The organism is Streptomyces silaceus (assembly GCF_001419745.1).
GTDB lineage: Bacteria > Actinomycetota > Actinomycetes > Streptomycetales > Streptomycetaceae > Streptomyces > Streptomyces silaceus.
The window spans coordinates 1-19,730 of sequence record NZ_LIRJ01000123.1; the positions used below are offsets into that span (position 1 = coordinate 1).

18 protein-coding genes and 1 pseudogene are annotated in these 19,730 nt (G+C 71.0%); 16 read left to right on the forward strand and 3 right to left on the reverse strand.

Annotated features, from left to right (window positions below):
* The first annotated feature begins 179 nt into the window (after positions 1 to 179).
* From pdxS to AOK22_RS13715, 14 genes are all read left to right on the forward strand, one after another.
* A complete protein-coding gene (gene pdxS / locus AOK22_RS13650; RefSeq protein ID WP_055698897.1) occupies positions 180 to 1,094 on the forward strand; it encodes a pyridoxal 5'-phosphate synthase lyase subunit PdxS in 915 nt (304 codons plus the stop codon).
* Positions 1,094 to 1,699, forward strand: coding sequence for a pyridoxal 5'-phosphate synthase glutaminase subunit PdxT (pdxT, locus tag AOK22_RS13655; protein ID WP_055698898.1), 606 nt, complete (start codon positions 1,094 to 1,096; stop codon positions 1,697 to 1,699). Before pdxS ends, pdxT begins: the two co-directional genes overlap by 1 nt.
* 80 nt (positions 1,700 to 1,779) lie before the next feature.
* Positions 1,780 to 2,532 (forward strand): YebC/PmpR family DNA-binding transcriptional regulator, encoded by a 753-nt coding sequence (locus AOK22_RS13660; RefSeq protein WP_055698899.1) that lies wholly within the window; start codon positions 1,780 to 1,782, stop codon positions 2,530 to 2,532.
* Positions 2,533 to 2,655: 123 nt separating this feature from the next.
* The gene (ruvC, locus tag AOK22_RS13665) at positions 2,656 to 3,258 is read left to right on the forward strand and encodes a crossover junction endodeoxyribonuclease RuvC (protein WP_055698900.1); all 603 of its coding nucleotides are present in this window, start codon (positions 2,656 to 2,658) and stop codon (positions 3,256 to 3,258) included.
* Positions 3,255 to 3,866, forward strand: coding sequence for a Holliday junction branch migration protein RuvA (gene ruvA / locus AOK22_RS13670; RefSeq protein WP_055698901.1), 612 nt, complete (start codon positions 3,255 to 3,257; stop codon positions 3,864 to 3,866). The genes ruvC and ruvA overlap by 4 nt, the downstream gene beginning before the upstream one ends.
* Before the next feature lie 55 nt (positions 3,867 to 3,921).
* A complete protein-coding gene (gene ruvB, locus AOK22_RS13675) occupies positions 3,922 to 5,004 on the forward strand; it encodes a Holliday junction branch migration DNA helicase RuvB (RefSeq protein WP_055698902.1) in 1,083 nt (360 codons plus the stop codon).
* A gap of 230 nt (positions 5,005 to 5,234) precedes the next feature.
* Positions 5,235 to 5,684 carry a preprotein translocase subunit YajC gene (yajC, locus tag AOK22_RS13680; RefSeq protein ID WP_055698903.1) on the forward strand — a complete coding sequence of 150 codons (450 nt, stop codon included), beginning with the start codon at positions 5,235 to 5,237 and terminating at the stop codon, positions 5,682 to 5,684.
* A 165-nt stretch (positions 5,685 to 5,849) separates the two neighbouring features.
* Positions 5,850 to 7,619 (forward strand): protein translocase subunit SecD, encoded by a 1,770-nt coding sequence (gene secD, locus AOK22_RS13685; protein ID WP_055698942.1) that lies wholly within the window; start codon positions 5,850 to 5,852, stop codon positions 7,617 to 7,619.
* Position 7,620: 1 nt separating this feature from the next.
* Positions 7,621 to 8,745, forward strand: a complete 1,125-nt coding sequence (gene secF / locus AOK22_RS13690; RefSeq protein ID WP_055698904.1) for a protein translocase subunit SecF — start codon at positions 7,621 to 7,623, stop codon at positions 8,743 to 8,745.
* Positions 8,742 to 9,290: an adenine phosphoribosyltransferase gene (locus AOK22_RS13695; RefSeq protein ID WP_055698905.1), complete on the forward strand. Its 549-nt coding sequence runs from the start codon at positions 8,742 to 8,744 to the stop codon at positions 9,288 to 9,290. Before secF ends, AOK22_RS13695 begins: the two co-directional genes overlap by 4 nt.
* Before the next feature lie 313 nt (positions 9,291 to 9,603).
* Complete coding sequence (locus tag AOK22_RS13700) at positions 9,604 to 12,144, forward strand: RelA/SpoT family protein (RefSeq protein WP_055698906.1); 2,541 nt, start codon at positions 9,604 to 9,606, stop codon at positions 12,142 to 12,144.
* Between the two features lie 38 nt (positions 12,145 to 12,182).
* On the forward strand, positions 12,183 to 13,496 hold the full coding sequence (locus AOK22_RS13705; RefSeq protein ID WP_055698907.1) for a serine/threonine-protein kinase: 1,314 nt from the start codon (positions 12,183 to 12,185) through the stop codon (positions 13,494 to 13,496).
* Positions 13,489 to 13,905 (forward strand): effector-associated constant component EACC1, encoded by a 417-nt coding sequence (locus AOK22_RS13710; RefSeq protein ID WP_055698908.1) that lies wholly within the window; start codon positions 13,489 to 13,491, stop codon positions 13,903 to 13,905. Before AOK22_RS13705 ends, AOK22_RS13710 begins: the two co-directional genes overlap by 8 nt.
* The gene (locus AOK22_RS13715) at positions 13,889 to 15,028 is read left to right on the forward strand and encodes a caspase family protein (protein WP_055698909.1); all 1,140 of its coding nucleotides are present in this window, start codon (positions 13,889 to 13,891) and stop codon (positions 15,026 to 15,028) included. Before AOK22_RS13710 ends, AOK22_RS13715 begins: the two co-directional genes overlap by 17 nt.
* A gap of 80 nt (positions 15,029 to 15,108) precedes the next feature.
* Here AOK22_RS13715 and AOK22_RS13720 read toward each other — a convergent pair whose 3' ends face one another.
* Together AOK22_RS13720 and AOK22_RS13725 are read right to left on the reverse strand one after the other, a co-directional pair.
* Positions 15,109 to 16,341: a DUF349 domain-containing protein gene (locus tag AOK22_RS13720; protein WP_055698910.1), complete on the reverse strand. Its 1,233-nt coding sequence runs from the start codon at positions 16,339 to 16,341 to the stop codon at positions 15,109 to 15,111.
* Positions 16,342 to 16,475: 134 nt separating this feature from the next.
* Positions 16,476 to 17,300, reverse strand: coding sequence for a peptidylprolyl isomerase (locus AOK22_RS13725; protein ID WP_055698911.1), 825 nt, complete (start codon positions 17,298 to 17,300; stop codon positions 16,476 to 16,478).
* Between the two features lie 175 nt (positions 17,301 to 17,475).
* Between AOK22_RS13725 and AOK22_RS13730 the strand changes: the two genes are divergently transcribed.
* Together AOK22_RS13730 and hisS are read left to right on the forward strand one after the other, a co-directional pair.
* Entirely contained in the window at positions 17,476 to 18,189 is a 714-nt protein-coding gene (locus AOK22_RS13730) for an MBL fold metallo-hydrolase (RefSeq protein ID WP_055698912.1), read from the forward strand.
* A 13-nt stretch (positions 18,190 to 18,202) separates the two neighbouring features.
* Positions 18,203 to 19,465 carry a histidine--tRNA ligase gene (gene hisS, locus AOK22_RS13735; protein ID WP_055698913.1) on the forward strand — a complete coding sequence of 421 codons (1,263 nt, stop codon included), beginning with the start codon at positions 18,203 to 18,205 and terminating at the stop codon, positions 19,463 to 19,465.
* Between the two features lie 56 nt (positions 19,466 to 19,521).
* Here hisS and AOK22_RS42680 read toward each other — a convergent pair.
* A pseudogene (locus tag AOK22_RS42680) lies at positions 19,522 to 19,620 on the reverse strand (ABC transporter ATP-binding protein); the annotation flags it as partial.
* Positions 19,621 to 19,730: the final 110 nt, after the last annotated feature.

Below are 19,730 nucleotides of genomic sequence, written 5' to 3' on the forward strand. Positions count from 1 at the left end.
GCCCTCCACCCGCCCGGAGCCCCGTCGCCACGCCGTCACGGCGGCCCTCGGCACCCCCCTGACCTGGGGCGCCCCGGAAAAATGAGCCACCGGTCATCCATTGGCCCTTGCTGTGGCCTGGTCGCCGGGAGTTTCCTCGGAGTTGCCGACAACGTCTTTCACCGAGTGAGGTCACCTCCGTGTCCAGCACCCCCTCCAGCAGCAACCCGTCGCCCGAGACCGGCACCGCGCGCGTGAAGCGCGGCATGGCCGAGCAGCTCAAGGGCGGCGTGATCATGGACGTCGTCAACGCCGAGCAGGCGAAGATCGCCGAGGACGCCGGCGCCGTCGCCGTCATGGCGCTGGAGCGCGTGCCCGCCGACATCCGCAAGGACGGCGGCGTGGCCCGGATGTCCGACCCGAACATGATCGAGGAGATCATCGGGGCCGTCTCGATCCCGGTCATGGCCAAGTCCCGCATCGGCCACTTCGTCGAGGCCCAGGTCCTGCAGTCCCTCGGCGTCGACTACATCGACGAGTCCGAGGTGCTCACCCCGGCCGACGAGGTCAACCACAGCGACAAGTTCGCCTTCACGACCCCGTTCGTCTGTGGCGCCACCAATCTGGGCGAGGCCCTGCGCCGCATCGCCGAGGGCGCCGCGATGATCCGCTCCAAGGGCGAGGCCGGCACCGGCAACGTCGTCGAGGCCGTCCGCCACCTGCGCCAGATCAAGAACGAGATCGCCAAGCTGCGCGGCTTCGACAACAACGAGCTGTACGCCGCCGCCAAGGAGCTGCGCGCCCCCTACGAGCTGGTCAAGGAGACCGCCGAGCTCGGCAAGCTCCCCGTGGTCCTCTTCTCCGCGGGCGGCGTCGCCACCCCCGCCGACGCCGCGCTCATGCGCCAGCTCGGCGCCGAGGGCGTCTTCGTCGGCTCCGGCATCTTCAAGTCCGGCGACCCGGCCAAGCGCGCCGCCGCCATCGTGAAGGCCACCACCTTCTACGACGACCCGAAGGTCATCGCGGACGCCTCCCGCAACCTCGGCGAGGCCATGGTCGGCATCAACTGCGACACCCTGCCCGAGACCGAGCGCTACGCGAACCGAGGCTGGTGATGACCACTCCCGTAGTGGGCGTCCTCGCCCTTCAGGGGGACGTACGGGAGCACCTCATCGCCCTGGCCGCGGCGGACGCCGTGGCCAGGCCGGTGCGGCGCCCCGAAGAGCTCGCCGAGGTGGACGGCCTGGTCATACCCGGCGGCGAGTCCACCACCATCTCCAAGCTGGCCGCTCTCTTCGGCCTCCTGGAGCCCCTCCGCGCGCGCGTGCGCGACGGTCTGCCGGTCTACGGCACCTGCGCGGGCATGATCATGCTCGCCGACAAGATCCTCGACCCGCGCTCGGGCCAGGAGACGGTCGGCGGCATCGACATGATCGTGCGGCGCAACGCCTTCGGGCGGCAGAACGAGTCCTTCGAGGCGGCCGTCGCGGTCAAGGGCGTCGAGGGCGACCCCGTCGAGGGTGTCTTCATCCGGGCCCCCTGGGTGGAGTCGGTCGGTGCCCAGGTCGACGTGCTCGCCGAGCACGAGGGCCACATCGTCGCCGTGCGTCAAGGCAACGCACTCGCCACGTCGTTCCACCCCGAGCTGACGGGTGACCACCGCATCCACGCGCTTTTCGTGGAGATGGTGCGGGGGAACGGGCGCGCGGGATCCTTGTAGGATCTCGTGGGATCCCCCCGGGGCCTTAAGGTCTGGGAGAGTTCGTACTGGTTGTTGGGTAACGCGAAGGAGACAGGCAGATGTCCGGCCACTCTAAATGGGCTACGACGAAGCACAAGAAGGCCGTGATCGACGCCAAGCGCGGCAAGCTCTTCGCGAAGATGATCAAGAACATCGAGGTCGCGGCCCGCACGGGCGGCGCCGACCCCGCCGGTAACCCGACGCTGTTCGACGCCATCCAGAAGGCCAAGAAGAGCTCGGTCCCGAACAAGAACATCGACTCCGCGGTCAAGCGCGGCGCCGGTCTCGAGGCGGGCGGCGCCGACTACGAGACGATCATGTACGAGGGCTACGGCCCGAACGGTGTCGCGGTGCTCATCGAGTGCCTCACCGACAACCGCAACCGCGCCGCGTCCGACGTCCGCGTCGCCATGACGCGCAACGGCGGCTCGATGGCCGACCCGGGCTCCGTGTCGTACCTGTTCAACCGCAAGGGCGTCGTGATCGTCCCCAAGGGCGAGCTGGGCGAGGACGACGTCCTCGGCGCGGTCCTGGACGCGGGCGCCGAAGAGGTCAACGACCTCGGCGAGACCTTCGAGGTGCTCAGCGAGGCCACCGACCTGGTCGCGGTCCGCTCCGCGCTCCAGGAGGCCGGCATCGACTACGACTCGGCCGAGGCCAACTTCGTCCCGACCATGCAGGTCGAGCTGGACGAAGAGGGCGCCCGCAAGATCTTCAAGCTGATCGACGCGCTGGAGGACAGCGACGACGTGCAGAACGTCTTCGCCAACTTCGACGTCTCCGACGAGGTCATGGCGAAGGTCGACGCGTAGGCGCTCCGCGCAGACCCGCGCCCCTCTGGGGTGCGAACGGGCCGACGGGACACACCCCCGTCGGCCCGTCGCGTTGTCAGAGGGACCCGATAGCCTGCACAGACAGGCGATTGGAGGGGCTACGTGCGCGTGTTGGGGGTCGACCCGGGGCTCACCCGGTGTGGTGTCGGTGTCGTCGAGGGCGTCGCGGGACGGCCGTTGACGATGCACGGCGTCGGCGTGGTCCGCACCCCGCCCGACGCGGAGCTCGGCCACCGCCTGGTCGCCATCGAGCAGGGCATCGAGCAGTGGCTCGACGAGCACGACCCGGAAGTCCTCGCCGTGGAGCGCGTCTTCAGCCAGCACAACGTGCGCACGGTCATGGGCACCGCCCAGGCCAGCGCCGTCGCCATGCTCTGCGCCTCGCGCCGCGGCATCCCCGTCGCCCTGCACACCCCCAGCGAGGTCAAGGCCGCCGTCACCGGCACGGGCCGCGCCGACAAGGCGCAGGTCGGTGCGATGGTCACCCGCATCCTGCGGCTCGACGCACCGCCCAAGCCCGCCGACGCCGCGGACGCCCTGGCCCTCGCCATCTGTCACATCTGGCGCGCCCCCGCGCAGAACCGCCTCCAGCAGGCCGTGGCCCGGCACGCCGCGCAGACCGCGGCACGCCCGCCGGCGAAGTCCCCGACCGGGAAGGCGCCGGGAGCGAAGACCTCCACAGCACAGAAAGGCCGTACCGCATGATCGCCTTCGTCAGCGGCCCCGTCGCCGCCCTCGCCCCCGATCTCGCGGTGGTCGAGGTGGGCGGTGTCGGCATGGCCGTCCAGTGCACGCCCAACACCCTCTCCACCCTCCGCGTCGGCCAGCAGGCCAAGCTCGCCACCTCCCTGGTCGTGCGCGAGGACTCCCTGACGCTGTACGGCTTCGCGGACGACGACGAGCGCCAGACCTTCGAGCTGCTGCAGACCGCGAGCGGCGTCGGACCGCGCCTGGCCCAGGCCATGCTCGCCGTGCACACCCCCGACGCCCTGCGCCGCGCGGTCTCCACGGGCGACGAGAAGGCGCTCACCGCCGTCCCCGGCATCGGCAAGAAGGGCGCCCAGAAGCTCCTCCTTGAGTACAAGGACCGCCTCGGCGAGCCCCTCGGCACCGGCGGCCCCGCGATCGGCACCGCCGTCACCGCCGGCTGGCGCGACCAGCTGCACGCCGCCCTCATCGGCCTCGGGTACGCCACGCGCGAGGCCGACGAGGCCGTCGTCGCCGTCACCCCGCAGGCCGAGGCCGCCGAAGGCACCCCGCAGGTGGGCCAGCTCCTCAAGGCCGCCCTCCAGACGCTGAACCGCACCCGCTGACCTCGGCCGGCCCTCCCGCCGGCCACCCCGCACCGATCACCGCGAGGCACACCTCATGAACTGGGACGACACCACCGACGACGCGACCGCCGCACCCGGCGCGGCCGAGCGGCTCGTCGGTGCGTCCGCCGACGGCGAGGACCAGGCGGTCGAGGCCGCCCTGCGCCCCAAGGACCTGGACGAGTTCATCGGCCAGGAGAAGGTCCGCGAGCAGCTCGACCTCGTCCTGAAGGCGGCCCGCGCGCGGGGGGCCACCGCCGACCACGTCCTGCTCTCCGGCGCCCCCGGCCTCGGCAAGACCACCCTCTCGATGATCATCGCCGCCGAGATGGGCGCCCCGATCCGGATCACCAGCGGCCCCGCCATCCAGCACGCCGGCGACCTCGCCGCGATCCTCTCCTCCCTCCAGGAGGGCGAGGTCCTCTTCCTCGACGAGATCCACCGCATGTCGCGGCCCGCCGAGGAGATGCTCTACATGGCCATGGAGGACTTCCGCGTCGACGTCATCGTCGGCAAAGGCCCCGGCGCCACCGCCATCCCCCTCGAACTGCCGCCCTTCACCCTGGTCGGCGCCACCACGCGCGCGGGACTGCTGCCCCCGCCGCTGCGCGACCGCTTCGGCTTCACCGCGCACATGGAGTTCTATGAGCCCGCGGAGCTGGAGCGCGTCGTGCACCGCTCCGCCGCGCTGCTCGACGTGGGCATCGACCCGCACGGCGCCGCCGAGATCGCCGGCCGCTCGCGCGGCACGCCCCGCATCGCCAACCGCCTCCTGCGCCGCGTCCGGGACTACGCCCAGGTCAAGGCCGACGGCGCGATCACCCGGGAGATCGCCGGCGCGGCCCTCGCGGTCTACGAGGTCGACGAGCGCGGTCTCGACCGCCTCGACCGGGCGGTCCTGGAGGCGCTGCTCAAGCTCTTCGGCGGCGGTCCCGTGGGACTGTCGACCCTCGCGGTCGCCGTGGGGGAGGAGCGCGAGACCGTCGAGGAGGTCGCCGAGCCCTTCCTCGTACGCGAGGGGCTGCTCGCCCGCACCCCGCGCGGGCGCGTCGCCACCCCGGCGGCCTGGGCCCACCTGGGGCTCGTGCCCCCGCAGCACGGGGGCGGAAAGGGACAACAGGACCTGTTCGGGGCGTGACGGATGCGCGACGGCGGCACGGCGGCCGGGCGCGGAGCGCGCACCGGCGGTCGAACAGTGGCGCAACGGCGCGGATAGTCGCCCGCTCAGGAACTGCGGTGCCATGCTGAGCGTTGTTCGTTAGGCGCGGACTCGCTTAGACTCCGCCGATGCCGCCTTTGCGGGCGGCGTGCCCACCCCCATCCACCAGGCCGCTTAGCTGCGCGGTCGTGCGAAGGAAACTCCGTCCCGTGAATATCGTGACCCTCCTCCCGTTCATCGTGCTCATCGGGGCCATGTTCCTGATGACCCGGTCTGCCAAGAAGAAGCAGCAGGCCGCGGCGCAGATGCGCAACGAGATGACGCCCGGCACCGGCATCCGCACGATCGGCGGCATGTACGCCACCGTCAAGGAGGTCCACGACGACGCGGTCCTTCTTGAGGTGGCCCCCGGTGTCCACGCGGTTTACGCGAAGAACGCGATCGGCGCCGTGCTGGGCGACGACGAGTACAACCGCATCGTGCACGGCACCGAGGGCGACCACGAGGACACCCCCGTCGTTCCGGACGACGCCTCCTCCCTGACCGAGAACGACGAGCCCGCCGCCGCTTCCGACGACTCGCCCATCGACCTCGGCAAGAAGGACACGGCCGAGGACGCGGAGCCGAAGAAGACCGACGGCGAGTCCGACGCGAAGTAGTCACGCCCGGGGCCCGCGGGGCGCGCCGCTCGCGCACCACGGGTCCCGGAGCACGTGCATTTCGCGCCGAATCTCGACACCACTTCATGGCCGCCCGCCCGGGTCCACCCGCACCGCAACGGGGACGGACCGGACGCCGGGCGGTTGGACAGGGAGAACGAGAAGGTGGCAGCACCGAAGAAGGGCCGAAGGCAGGGCGCCCAGGGGAAGCCGGGGCGCTCACTGCTCTTCATCCTCATCGCCCTCGTGGCGCTGACCGGGGGAATGTTCCTTTCCGGGCACACCACGCCGCGCCTGGGCATCGACCTCGCCGGCGGCACGAGCATCACGCTCGAGGCGAAGAACGAACCGGGTCAGAAGAACGCGATCAACCCGACCAACATGAACACCGCGGTTGACATCATCAACAACCGCGTCAACGGTCTGGGTGTCTCCGAGGCCGAGGTCCAGACCCAGGGCGATCGCAACATCATCGTCAACATCCCCAAGGGGACGAACGAGAAGCAGGCACGCGACCAGGTCGGCACGACCGCTCAGCTCTACTTCCGTCCGGTGATCACGCAGACCAGTGGCGCCCCCATGCCCGAGCCGTCCGCCAGCTCGTCCGGCAAGGACAAGGGCAAGGACGAGAAGGACAAGGCCGGCGACAAGGCCACGGACAAGGCGACCTCCCCGACCGCCACTCCGACCTCCCAGGGCCGCGCGGTCACCGACGCCCTGAAGGCCGACGCCACGCCGTCGTCGACCCCCTCGGACAAGGCCAAGGACGAGAAGAAGAAGGACGACCCGTCGTCCACGCCGTCCGCCGACCCGGCCACCGCCAAGCTCCAGGAGCAGTTCGCCAAGCTCGACTGCACGGACAAGCAGCAGCGCGCCAAGGCCGGCAAGGGCGCCAAGCCGTCCGAGAACACCATCGCCTGCGGCAAGAGCCCCGACGGCAAGTCGTGGGACAAGTTCATCCTCGGCCCGGCCGAGATCAACGGCAAGGACGTCGACGACGCCCAGGCCGTGATCCAGCAGCAGACCGCCGCCTGGGTCGTCAACATGGAGTTCACGAAGGACGGCTCGAGCAAGTTCTCGAAGATCACCAGCAAGCTCTCGCAGCAGCAGCCTCCGCAGAACCAGTTCGCGATCGTCCTCGACGGCGAGGTGGCCTCGGCCCCCAGCGTCAACACGACCCTGAGCAAGAACGCCGAGATCTCCGGCAGCTTCACCCAGGAGTCGGCCAAGGACCTGGCGAACATCCTGTCCTATGGCGCCCTGCCGCTGACCTTCCACGAGCAGAGCGTCACCACGGTCAGCCCGGCCCTCGGCGGCGAGCAGCTCCACGCGGGCCTCATCGCGGGCGCCATCGGCCTCGCGCTGGTCGTCATCTACCTGGTGGTCTACTACCGCGGTCTGTCGCTCATCGCCATCGCGAGCCTCCTGGTCTCCGCGGCGCTGACGTACACGATCATGACGCTGCTCGGTCCGACCATCAAGTTCGCGCTGAACCTCCCCGCGGTGTGCGGTGCGATCGTCGCCATCGGCATCACAGCGGACTCGTTCATCGTGTTCTTCGAACGCGTACGGGACGAGGTCCGCGAGGGACGCACGCTGCGGCCCGCCGTCGAGCGGGGCTGGCCCCGCGCCCGGCGCACCATCCTGGTCTCCGACTTCGTGTCGTTCCTCGCCGCCGCCGTGCTCTTCGTGGTCACGGTCGGCAAGGTGCAGGGCTTCGCGTTCACGCTCGGCCTGACCACGCTCCTCGACGTCGTCGTGGTGTTCTTGTTCACCAAGCCGCTGATGACGATCCTGGCCCGCAAGAAGTTCTTCGCGAACGGCCACAAGTGGTCCGGTCTCGACCCGAAGCGACTGGGCGCCAAGCCTCCGCTGCGCCGGTCCCGCCGTGTCACCGCTCCCACCGCCGGCCCTGTCGACCCGAAGGAGGCGTGAGATGTCGAAGCTCGGCAATCTCGGCGCCAGGCTCTACCGCGGTGAGGTCGGCTACGACTTCGTCGGCAAGCGCAAGATCTGGTACGGCATCTCGATCCTGATCACCATCACGGCCATCGTCGGCCTGGCGGTGCGCGGCCTGAACATGGGCATCGAGTTCGAGGGCGGCGCCGTCTTCAACACGCCGAAGACCACCGCCTCGGTCTCCCAGGCCGAGCAGGCGGCGGAGAAGGCGTCCGGCCACGACGCGATCGTCCAGAAGCTCGGTGACGACAAGCTCCGCATCCAGATCGCGGGCGTCGACATCAACAAGTCCGACCAGATCAAGAAGGACCTGGCCAAGGACCTGGACGTCAAGGCCGCCGACATCGACGCGGACCTCGTCGGACCCAGCTGGGGCGAGCAGATCGCCAACAAGGCCTGGCAGGGCCTGGCGATCTTCATGGTCCTCGTGGTGATCTACCTGGCCATCGCCTTCGAGTGGCGCATGGCCCTGGCCGCACTGATCGCGCTCATCCACGACATCACCATCACCGTGGGTGTGTACGCGCTGGTCGGCTTCGAGGTCACGCCCGGCACGGTGATCGGTCTGCTGACCATCCTCGGTTACTCGCTCTACGACACCGTGGTGGTCTTCGACAGCTTGAAGGAGCAGTCGAAGGACATCACCAAGCAGACGAAGTACACCTACAGCGAACTCGCCAACCGCAGCATCAACGGCACCCTGGTGCGCTCCATCAACACCACGGTCGTCGCGCTGCTCCCGGTGGCGGGCCTGCTGTTCATCGGTGGCGGTGTCCTGGGCGCGGGCATGCTCAACGACATCTCGCTGTCGCTGTTCGTCGGCCTCGCGGCCGGTGCGTACTCCTCGATCTTCATCGCCACGCCGCTCGTCGCCGACTTCAAGGAGCGCGAGCCGCAGATGAAGGCCCTCAAGAAGCGGGTGCTCGCCAAGCGCGCGGCGGCCGCCGCGAAGGGCGAGTCGGCGGAGGCGCCGGAGTCCGCGGTGGACGACGAGCCCGAGGACACCGTGCACGGGGACGCCGCGGCGGCGGTCGTCGGCCCCCGCTCGCAGCCCACGTCGCGCAACCGCGGCAAGGGCCGCCCCTCGGGGAAGCGCCGATGACCGAGCTCGCAGACGTCACGGGCCTGCTGCTCAGCCGCATCCGTGACGTCCCGGACTACCCGAAGCCGGGGGTGATGTTCAAGGACATCACCCCGCTCCTGGCGGACCCGGCCGCGTTCACCGCGCTCACGGACACGCTGGCCGACCTCAGCGTGCGCCACGGCGCCACGAAGGTCGTCGGTCTGGAGGCCCGCGGGTTCATCCTCGGGGCCCCCGTCGCGCTCCGCGCCGGGCTCGGCTTCATCCCCGTACGCAAGGCGGGCAAGCTCCCCGGAGCGACGCTGCGCCAGGCGTACGACCTGGAGTACGGCAGCGCCGAGATCGAGGTGCACGCCGAGGACCTGACCGCGGGCGACCGCGTCATGGTCATCGACGACGTCCTCGCCACCGGCGGCACGGCGGCGGCCTCGCTGGAGCTGATCCGGCGCTCGGGCGCGCAGGTGGCCGGCGTCGCGGTCCTCATGGAGCTCGGCTTCCTCGACGGCCGCCGGAAGCTGGAGCAGGCCCTGGACGGGGCGCCGCTGGAGGCGCTGATCACCGTCTGAGGCCATGAGCCGCGCACGGCGGCACGCAGGACGGCACGAGGGGCGTCCCGGTATCCACCGGGGCGCCCCTCGTCGTTTCGGCCGGTTCCCGCTCTGGACGGCGCCCCGGCGGGAGTGCCGCGAGCGGCGCGAGAGGCGGGGGAGGCCCGCCGGGGCGCGCGGGGCGGAGCCGGCGGGAATCGGGCGCACGCCCCTCGCGTTTCTCCAGTACAGAGCTGTCTCACCGGCCGAAGGCGAGCGAAAGGCCCAGGATCGATACCATGGGCTCTTCGGGGCCTGACCGGGGGACCCCGATCGCGCACAGGGAGCGCTCTTGCCAGACGAGTCCCAGCCACTCACCGCCGCCAAGGCCGCCCAGCAGGGCAAGGAGCCCTCGGCGGGCTCCGCCGCGCCCGCGCAGAAGGCAGAGGGCCCGCAGGGCGGCACGTCAGCGCAGCGCGTCCAGGGAGAGGTCTCCCGGGGCGACAAGCCGGCCGAGCGGCCCCGCCCGGTGCCGCCCGCCGACCACCACCCGACGGCCCCCGCGATCCGGCCCGCCACGGGCCAGCCCGCGCGGTCCGGCTCCTCCAACCGCGTACGGGCCCGTCTCGCCCGCCTCGGCGTCCAGCGCTCGAACCCGTACAACCCGGTCCTGGAGCCGCTGCTGCGCATAGTGCGGAGCAACGACCCCAAGATCGAGACGTCCACGCTCCGCCAGATCGAGCGCGCCTACCAGGTCGCCGAGCGCTGGCACCGCGGCCAGAAGCGCAAGAGCGGCGATCCGTACATCACGCACCCGCTCGCCGTGACGACCATCCTCGCCGAGCTGGGCATGGATCCCGCCACCCTCATGGCGGGCCTGCTCCACGACACGGTCGAGGACACCGAGTACGGCCTGGACACCCTCAGGCGCGACTTCGGCGACCAGGTCGCCCTGCTCGTCGACGGCGTCACCAAGCTGGACAAGGTCAAGTTCGGCGAGGCCGCCCAGGCCGAGACCGTCCGCAAGATGGTCGTCGCCATGGCCAAGGACCCTCGCGTCCTAGTCATCAAGCTCGCCGACCGCCTGCACAACATGCGCACGATGCGGTACCTCAAGCGCGAGAAGCAGGAGAAGAAGGCCCGCGAGACCCTGGAGATCTACGCTCCGCTGGCGCACCGCCTGGGCATGAACACCATCAAGTGGGAGCTGGAGGACCTCGCCTTCGCGATCCTCTACCCCAAGATGTACGACGAGATCGTGCGTCTGGTGGCCGAGCGCGCCCCCAAGCGGGACGAGTACCTCGCCATAGTGACCGACGAGGTCCAGGCCGACCTGCGCGCCGCCCGCATCAAGGCCACCGTCACCGGCCGCCCCAAGCACTACTACAGCGTCTACCAGAAGATGATCGTCCGCGGCCGTGACTTCGCGGAGATCTACGACCTGGTGGGCATCCGCGTCCTCGTCGACACGGTCCGTGACTGCTACGCCGCCCTCGGCACGGTGCACGCGCGATGGAACCCGGTCCCCGGCCGGTTCAAGGACTACATCGCGATGCCCAAGTTCAACATGTACCAGTCGCTGCACACGACGGTGATCGGTCCGAACGGCAAGCCCGTCGAGCTGCAGATCCGTACGTTCGACATGCACCGCCGCGCCGAGTACGGCATCGCCGCGCACTGGAAGTACAAGCAGGAGGCCGTCGCGGGCGCCTCCAAGGTCCGCACCGACGTGCCCAAGAAGGGCGGCGGCAAGGACGACCACCTCAACGACATGGCGTGGCTGCGCCAGCTGCTCGACTGGCAGAAGGAGACCGAGGACCCGAGCGAGTTCCTCGAATCGCTGCGCTTCGACCTGTCGCGCAACGAGGTCTTCGTGTTCACGCCGAAGGGCGACGTCATAGCGCTCCCCGCGGGCGCCACCCCCGTCGACTTCTCGTACGCCGTGCACACCGAGGTGGGCCACCGCACCATAGGAGCGCGGGTCAACGGCCGGCTCGTGCCGCTCGAATCGACCCTGGACAACGGCGACCTGGTGGAGGTCTTCACCTCCAAGGCCGCGGGCGCGGGTCCCTCCCGCGACTGGCTCGGCTTCGTCAAGTCGCCGCGGGCGCGCAACAAGATCCGCGCGTGGTTCTCCAAGGAGCGCCGCGACGAGGCGATCGAGCAGGGCAAGGACGCCATCGCGCGCGCCATGCGCAAGCAGAACCTGCCGATCCAGCGGATCCTCACGGGAGACTCGCTGGTCACGCTCGCGCACGAGATGCGCTACCCGGACATCTCGTCGCTGTACGCGGCGATCGGCGAGGGCCATGTCACCGCGCAGTCCGTCGTGCAGAAGCTCGTCCAGGCGCTCGGCGGCGAGGAGGCCGCCAACGAGGACATCGCCGAGAGCGCGCCGCCCGCCCGCGGCCGCAGCAAGCGCCGGGCCAAGGCCGACCCGGGCGTCGTGGTCAAGGGCGTCGACGACGTGTGGGTCAAGCTGGCCCGCTGCTGCACGCCCGTCCCCGGCGACCCCATCATCGGCTTCGTCACGCGCGGCAGCGGAGTATCGGTTCACCGCAACGACTGCGTGAACGTGGACTCGCTCTCGCGCGAGCCCGAGCGGATCCTGGAGGTCGAGTGGGCCCCCACCCAGTCCTCCGTCTTCCTGGTCGCCATCCAGGTCGAGGCGCTGGACCGCTCCCGGCTCCTGTCGGACGTCACGCGCATCCTCTCGGACCAGCACGTGAACATCCTCTCGGCGGCCGTGCAGACCTCCCGCGACCGCGTCGCCACCTCCCGCTTCACCTTCGAGATGGGCGACCCCAAGCACCTGGGGCACGTACTGAAGGCCGTCCGTGGCGTGGAAGGCGTCTATGACGTGTATCGCGTGACGTCGGCGCGCCGCCCGTGAACTAGCCTGCTCCCAGGGCGAGTTCACGGGGAGACGGCATGACGCGGGGCGAACTGGTCGACGGACGCTACCGCCTGGTGGGGCTCCTGGGGCGCGGCGGCATGGGCGAGGTCCACGAGGCCGAGGACACCCAGCTGGGCCGCCGCGTCGCGGTGAAGCTGCTGACCGCCGTCGGCGGCATGGCGCCGGACGGCGAGGAGGTCGACCGGTTCCGGCGCGAGGCCCGCGCCATGGCGCGGATCGAACACCCCGGTGTGGTCACGCTGTACGACAGCGGGCTGCACCGGGGTGTCGCGTATCTGGTGATGCAGATCCTCGACGGACGCAACCTCGCCCACCTCGTGGGGTCCACCGGCCAGTTGCCCGTGCGGGCCGTGTGCTGGATCGCCGTCAGCATGGCCGAGGCGCTCTCCGCCGCGCACAGGTCCGGGGTGATGCACCGGGACATCAAGCCCTCGAACGTCAGCCTCACCCGGGACGGCCGCGTCGTGCTCCACGACTTCGGGCTCGCCCGCCTGGCCGGTGAACGGGCCATCACGGCCACCGGGGTGGTGCTCGGCTCCCCGCAGTTCATGGCGCCGGAGACCATGAAGGGCGGGCTCGCGGACGCGGCGGCCGATCTGTACGGGCTCGGGGCCTGCATGTACTTCATGCTCACGGGCGAGAGTCCGCTCGGCCCCGCCGTCGACGTCGGCGCCGTCGTCGAGCGGGCGCTCGGCTCCGGCATCCCGCCCCTCTCCAGCCGTACCCCCGGCGCCCCACCCGAACTGATCGACCTGGTCGACCGGTTGTGCGCGCAGGACCCGGCCCGCAGGCCGCGCGGCGCCGCCGAGGTCGTGGAGGCGCTCGGGCCGCTGTTCGGCGGCGGCCAGGAGGTCGTGGCCGGGCGGCTCGCCACGCTCCTGCGCGACCAGGCCGTACGGACGGCCCGGGGCGTACGCCTGAAGAAGGGGCCCGAATACGCCTGGGACGAGGCCGCCGTGCCCCTCCCGCGCGCCGGTGACGCCCCGCCGTCCGTGGCGCCGCTCGTCCCCGGCGCCGGGCCCCCGACGCTCAGCGACAACACCCGGCGCATGGTGATCGGCAGCATGTCCCGCGAGACCGCCCTGTCCCGGCAGCGCGAGGCCGTCAACCTCGTCCAGCGCGGTGAACTCGAGGCCGCCGCACGGATGCTGGCGGCCGTCGTGCCCGTGTGTGTCGCCCGTCTCGGACCCGAACATCCGACCACGCTGACGAGCCAGTACTGGCAAGCTGTATGCCTGGCCCGGCTGGACGCCGGACGAGAGGCCCTGGAGCTGCTTGCCCGGGTGAACAAGTACGTCGACCGGCGCAAAGGAGCGGGAAGTGACTGACGTCCGGGTGGAGTTGGCGGCGGCGGACCGGGACGCGGACACCGAGGAAGCCCTGCGGTCCCTGCTGCGCTGGCTGGACCGGGACGAGACGCTCGGCGGCGCCGTGCGCGGCGCGTTCGCCGCCTCGGCCGAACCGGTCCCGGGCCACATGGGCACGAGCGGCTTCGACATCCTGCAGCTCGCCCTCGGCAGTGGCCTGTCCACCGCGTCGCTCGCCGTCTCCCTCTTCCAGTGGCAGCTCGCCCGCAGGCGCGCGCCGGCCCTCGTCCTCAGCAAGGGGGAGCTGCGCGTGGAGGTGACCCCGGAAGGCGCCCGCGACGCCGAGACGCTGCGCCGCGTCGTGGAGCTCCTGGACCGACGGACGGCCGTCACAGCCGGGGACGGGGAGCGCGATGGCGGCGCTGCCTGACCCGACCCTGTCGCGGGCCGTCCTCATCGGCACGGCCTCCTACCGGCACCTGCCGCAGCTCTCCGCCGTCGAGACGAACCTGGTCGATCTGGCCGGCGAGCTGTGCGACGCCACCGTCTGGGGCCTGCCCGTGCAGCACTGCGCCGTCGTCGCGGACCCGTCGAGCCCCTCCGCCATGCTCGACCCCGTCCACCAGGCGGCCGACGAGGCCACGGACACGCTGCTCGTGTACTACGCCGGGCACGGCATGCGCGACGCCGAGTCCGCCGACCTGTACCTGGCCCTCGGGGAGTCCCGCGAGAACATGGGCTACACCGCCGTGGCCTACCAGCACCTGCGCGCGGGCCTGCGGGCCTCCCGGGCCCGCCGCAAGATCGTCATCCTCGACTGCTGCTTCAGCGGCCGGGCCGCGCGGGCCCTCGGCGGCGACGACGTGCTCGCCGCCCAGGCCGCCGTCGACGGCGCGTACGTCCTGACGGCCTCGCCGCGCGACCGCGTGGCCCTCGCCCCCGACGGCGAGCGGTACACCGCCTTCACCGGGGAACTCCTCGGGATCCTGCGGGACGGCGTGCCCGACGGCCCCGACCTCATCGACCTGGAGACGCTGTACCGCGTCCTCGACGAACGCCTGCGCGCCAAGAACCGCCCCCAGCCGCAGCGCTCCCAGGAGAACGGCGTCGGCCGGCTGCCCCTGGCCCGCAACCGCGCCCGCTCCGCCCCGAGCGCCCCGGCCGGACCCGTCCTGCACGCCGACGTGCGCGCCGCGATGGTCGCCACCGGACTCAACCTCGCCCGGCTGCTGCGCGCCGAGGGCACCATCAAGGACGCGCTGCCCGTGCTGCGCCTCGCCCTGGAGGAACAGAGCGCCGAAGGATCCGGTGAACTCCTCGCCGTACAGCTGGAGTTGTCCGAACTGCTCGCCGAGACCGGACAGAACAAGGAAGCCATAGAGATCCTGGAGTCCGCCTTCCAGCGCGTCCACAAGATGTACGGGCCCGAGGCCGTGCTCGTCTGCCGCCGCCTCGCCGAACTGCTCCAGGAGTCCGGCAACCACATCGAGGCGTGCGAGGTGCTCAAGCACGCCCTGGACATCGCCGAGCACGACCACGCCGCCGCCCGCTAGGACCCCGGGACGCGAAACGGCCCGGACCGCGGGGATGCGGTCCGGGCCGTCGCGTACCCGGGAGACTCAGCGGGAGACGCTCAGCCGCCGAACTCGTGCAGGCCCTTCAGCGCCTGGTCGAGCAGCGCCTGGCGGCCGTCCAGCTCCTTCTGCAGCTTGTCGGCCTTCGAGGTGTTGCCCGCGGCGCGGGCGGTCTCGATCTGGCCCCGCAGCTTGTCCACGGCCGCCTGCAGCTGACCGGTGAGACCCTCGGCGCGCGCACGCGCCTCCGGGTTCGTCCGGCGCCACTCCGCCTCCTCGGACTCCTGCAGCGCCCGCTCCACGGCGTGCATCCGGCCCTCGACCTTCGGGCGGGCGTCCCGCGGGACGTGGCCGATGGCCTCCCAGCGCTCGTTGATCCCGCGGAACGCGGCACGGGCCGCCTTCAGGTCCGTCACCGGGACGAGCTTCTCGGCCTCGGCCGCCAGCTCCTCCTTGAGCTTGAGGTTCTCGCCCTGCTCCGCGTCGCGCTCCGCGAACACCGCGCTGCGCGCCGCGAAGAAGACGTCCTGGGCCCCGCGGAAGCGGTTCCACAGGTCGTCCTCGTGCTCGCGCTGCGCGCGGCCCGCGGCCTTCCAGTCGGCCATCAGCTCGCGGTACCGCGCGGCCGTCGGGCCCCAGTCCGTCGAGTTGGACAGCGCCTCGGCCTCCGAGACCAGCTTCTCCTTGGCCTTGCGGGCCTCCTCGCGCTGGGCGTCCAGCGAGGCGAAGTGCGCCTTGCGGCGCTTGGAGAACGCCGAGCGGGCGTGCGAGAAGCGGTGCCACAGCTCGTCGTCCGACTTGCGGTCGAGCCGCGGCAGCCCCTTCCAGGTGTCCACCAGGGCCCGCAGCCGCTCGCCGGCCGCCCGCCACTGCTCGCTCTGGGCCAGCTCCTCGGCCTCGGTGACCAGGGCCTCCTTGGCGTGCCGCGCCTCGTCGGACTGCTTGGCCTTCTGGACCTTGCGCTCCTCGCGGCGCGCCTCGACGCTCTCCACGAGCTTGTCGAGCCGCTTGCCCAGGGCGTCCAGATCGCCGACGGCGTGCGCCTCGTCCACCTGCTGGCGCAGGTGGTCGATGGCCGTCGTGGCGTCCTTGGCCGACAGGTCGGTCGTCTTCACCCGGCGCTCGAGAAGTCCGATCTCGACGACCAGACCGTCGTACTTGCGCTCGAAGTAAGCGAGGGCCTCATCGGGAGATCCTGCCTGCCACGAACCGACCACTCGCTCGCCGCCGTCGGCCGTACGCACGTACACGGTCCCCGTCTCGTCGACGCGGCCCCACGGGTCGCTGCTCACAGCGCCTCCTCCACATGATGCCTGCGCAGGGCCTCGGGGCCCCCGGCATCGTCCACAGTTTCGTCACCGCCAACATAGGCGACCGGCGGGGCGGCTGTCCGCATCCCGCGCGACCGAAGTTTGCCCGCCGGCGGTCAGGATTTCGTGACGGTCGCCTTGTCGATGACGACCGTCGCGTTCGGTGCGCCGTCGCCCTGCCCGCTGTTCTCCCCGGCGGCGGCGATCTTCTTGAGCACCTTCATACCGGATTCGGAAATGGTCCCGAACGGTGTGTAGTCGGGAGGCAGCTGACTGTCCTGGTAGACGAGGAAGAACTGGCTGCCGCCGGTGTCACGGCCCTTCTTCTTCTGGGCGTTGTACTGGTTCGCCATCGCCACCGTGCCCGCCGGATACACGTTCCCCTTCAGGCGCTTGTCCTTCAGGTTCTCGTCCGGGATCGAGTAGCCGGGGCCGCCCTCGCCGGTGCCCTTCGGGTCGCCGCACTGGAGCACGTAGATGCCGCCGGTCGTCAGGCGGTGGCACCGGGTGTGGTCCAGATAGCCCTTCTTGACCAGGAAGTCGAAGGAGTTGACCGTGTGCGGCGCCTTCGCCGCGTCCAGGTCGAGATCGATGTCGCCGCACGTCGTCTTCAGACTCATCGTGTAGTCGGCCGACTTGTCGATGCTCAGCGCCGGCTCCTTCTTGAAGCTCAGCGGCTTCACCTTGCCGGGCGCCGCCTTCTCGCACGGGTCCTTCGGCGGAGTGCTGCTCGGCTGCGCGCTCGCGTCGTCCTTCGTGCCGTCCCCGTCGAAGGCGCCCGCCGCGTACGACACGGCGCCGCCCGCCACGACCACCGCGAGCGCGCCCGCGAGCACCGCGTTGCGCATCCGCGCGCGGCGCCGTGCCGCCTCGCGCCGCTGCTGCTGGCGCGCGAGCTTCTCCCGGGCGAGCTGCTTGCGCCGCTGTTCCTGGCTGACCACCGGCTCTTCTCCCCTTCTCCCGCGTATGTCTCGGCTGTCCCGTCATACGCTGCGTAGTGCCCCGTACCGTATATGGGTTACCTGTGGATTCGGCAGCGCCGGTAGGCTCTGATCTGCCGCGATCTCCCGCAGGGACCCGCGGCGACCGCCGCCGGACGACGAACGAAGGACGATCGTGCTCATTGCCGGGTTCCCCGCCGGGGCCTGGGGCACCAACTGCTACCTGGTCGCCCCCGCCGCTGGCGAGGAGTGCGTGATCATCGACCCGGGCCATCAGGCCGCCCAGGGAGTCGAGGACGCACTCAAGAAGCATCGGCTCAAGCCCGTCGCGGTCATCCTCACCCACGGCCACATCGACCATGTCGCCTCGGTCGTCCCCGTGTGCGGCGCCCACGACGTGCCCGCGTGGATCCACCCCTCCGACCGGTACATGATGAGCGACCCCGAGAAGGCCCTCGGCCGCTCCATCGGGATGCCGCTCATGGGGGAGCTCACGGTGGGGGAGCCCGACGACATGCGCGAGCTGTCCGACGGCGCCGACCTGAAGCTGGCGGGCCTCGACTTCTCCGTCGCGCACGCGCCGGGCCATACGAAGGGGTCGGTGACCTTCCAGATGCCCGAGACCGCCGAGATCCCCTCGGTCTTCTTCTCGGGAGATCTGCTCTTCGCCGGCTCCATCGGACGCACCGACCTGCCCGGCGGCAGCCACGCCGAGATCCTCCAGTCGCTGGCCCGCGTGTGCCTGCCGCTCGACGACTCGACCGTGGTGCTGTCCGGCCACGGCCCCCAGACATCCATCGGCCAGGAGCGCGCCACCAACCCGTATCTGCGGCAGGTGGCCGCCGGCCTGGGCGCGGACGACACGTCCGCCCCGCGACGAGGAATGTGACGAGAGAAATTCCGTGAGCACCTTCAAGGCCCCCAAGGGCACGTACGACCTGCTTCCGCCGGACTCCGCGAAGTTCCTGGCGGTGCGCGAGGCCATCGCCGCGCCGCTGCGCAACTCCGGGTACGGCTACATCGAGACGCCCGGCTTCGAGAACGTCGAGCTGTTCGCGCGCGGTGTCGGTGAGTCCACCGACATCGTGACCAAGGAGATGTACGCCTTCACGACCAAGGGCGGCGACGAGCTCGCGCTGCGCCCCGAAGGCACCGCCTCCGTGCTGCGCGCGGCGCTGGAGGGCAACCTCCACAAGGCGGGCAACCTCCCCGTCAAGCTCTGGTACTCCGGCTCGTACTACCGCTACGAGCGCCCGCAGAAGGGCCGCTACAGGCACTTCTCCCAGGTCGGCGCCGAGGCGATCGGCGCCGAGGACCCGGCGCTCGACGCCGAGCTGATCATCCTGGCCGACCAGGCGTACCGCACGCTGGGCCTGCGCAACTTCCGCATCCTGCTGAACTCGCTGGGCGACAAGGAGTGCCGTCCCGTCTACCGCGCCGCGCTGCAGGACTTCCTGCGCGGGCTCGACCTGGACGAGGAGACACGTCGACGTATCGACATCAACCCGCTGCGGGTCCTCGACGACAAGCGCGCGGACGTCCAGAAGCAGCTGGTGGGCGCCCCGTCGCTGCGCGACTACCTGTGCGACGCCTGCAAGGCGTACCACGAGCAGGTCCGCGAGCTGGTCACGGCGGCGGGCGTCGCCTTCGAGGACGACGAGAAGCTGGTCCGCGGCCTCGACTACTACACCCGCACGACCTTCGAGTTCGTGCACGACGGCCTCGGCTCGCAGTCCGCGGTCGGCGGCGGCGGCCGCTACGACGGCCTGTCCGAGATGATCGGCGGCCCCTCGCTGCCCTCGGTCGGCTGGGCGCTCGGCGTGGACCGCACGGTCCTCGCCCTGGAGGCGGAGGGCGTCGAGCTCGAACTGCCCGCGGCCACCAGCGTCTTCGCGGTCCCGCTCGGCGACGAGGCCCGTCGTGTCCTGTTCGCCAAGGTGACGGAGCTGCGCAAGGCCGGGATCGCGGCGGACTTCTCGTACGGCGGGAAGGGCCTGAAGGGCGCGATGAAGAACGCCAACCGCTCGGGCGCGCGCTTCACCGTCGTCGCCGGCGAGCGCGACCTGGCCGAGGGCGTCGTCCAGCTCAAGGACATGGAGTCCGGCGAGCAGTCGGCCGTCGCCGTGGACGAGATCGTGGCGGAACTGAAGACGAAGCTCGGCTGACGCGTCCCGAGAACGAGCGTGGGAGGGGCCGGACTTTCCGGCCCCTCCGGCGTCTTCACCGTCAACTCGGCGGGCGCGGATTCGTCCTGCCGGACGATGCCGACGCGCGAGCGCCACGCGCGCGGGGCGGTGTCCGGGGCGGCGCCGAGCACGGTGAAGACCTCCTCCGGCGTATCGCCAGGTCGACGCCGTCGACCGCGAGTTCGGGTCCGTCTGCCGGCATGCCGTCGAGCTTCGCGCCGGAGCGGACGCGTCGGGACCACCG

Bases quoted from the DNA above. Each gene is read 5' to 3' on its own strand.
- pdxT (WP_055698898.1), top strand. From the start codon at position 1,094: ATGACCACTCCCGTAGTGGGCGTCCTCGCCCTTCAGGGGGACGTACGG.
- AOK22_RS13660 (WP_055698899.1), top strand. From the start codon at position 1,780: ATGTCCGGCCACTCTAAATGGGCTACGACGAAGCACAAGAAGGCCGTG.
- ruvA (WP_055698901.1), top strand. From the start codon at position 3,255: ATGATCGCCTTCGTCAGCGGCCCCGTCGCCGCCCTCGCCCCCGATCTC.
- ruvB (WP_055698902.1), top strand. From the start codon at position 3,922: ATGAACTGGGACGACACCACCGACGACGCGACCGCCGCACCCGGCGCG.
- secF (WP_055698904.1), top strand. From the start codon at position 7,621: ATGTCGAAGCTCGGCAATCTCGGCGCCAGGCTCTACCGCGGTGAGGTC.
- AOK22_RS13695 (WP_055698905.1), top strand. From the start codon at position 8,742: ATGACCGAGCTCGCAGACGTCACGGGCCTGCTGCTCAGCCGCATCCGT.
- AOK22_RS13705 (WP_055698907.1), top strand. From the start codon at position 12,183: ATGACGCGGGGCGAACTGGTCGACGGACGCTACCGCCTGGTGGGGCTC.
- AOK22_RS13715 (WP_055698909.1), top strand. From the start codon at position 13,889: ATGGCGGCGCTGCCTGACCCGACCCTGTCGCGGGCCGTCCTCATCGGC.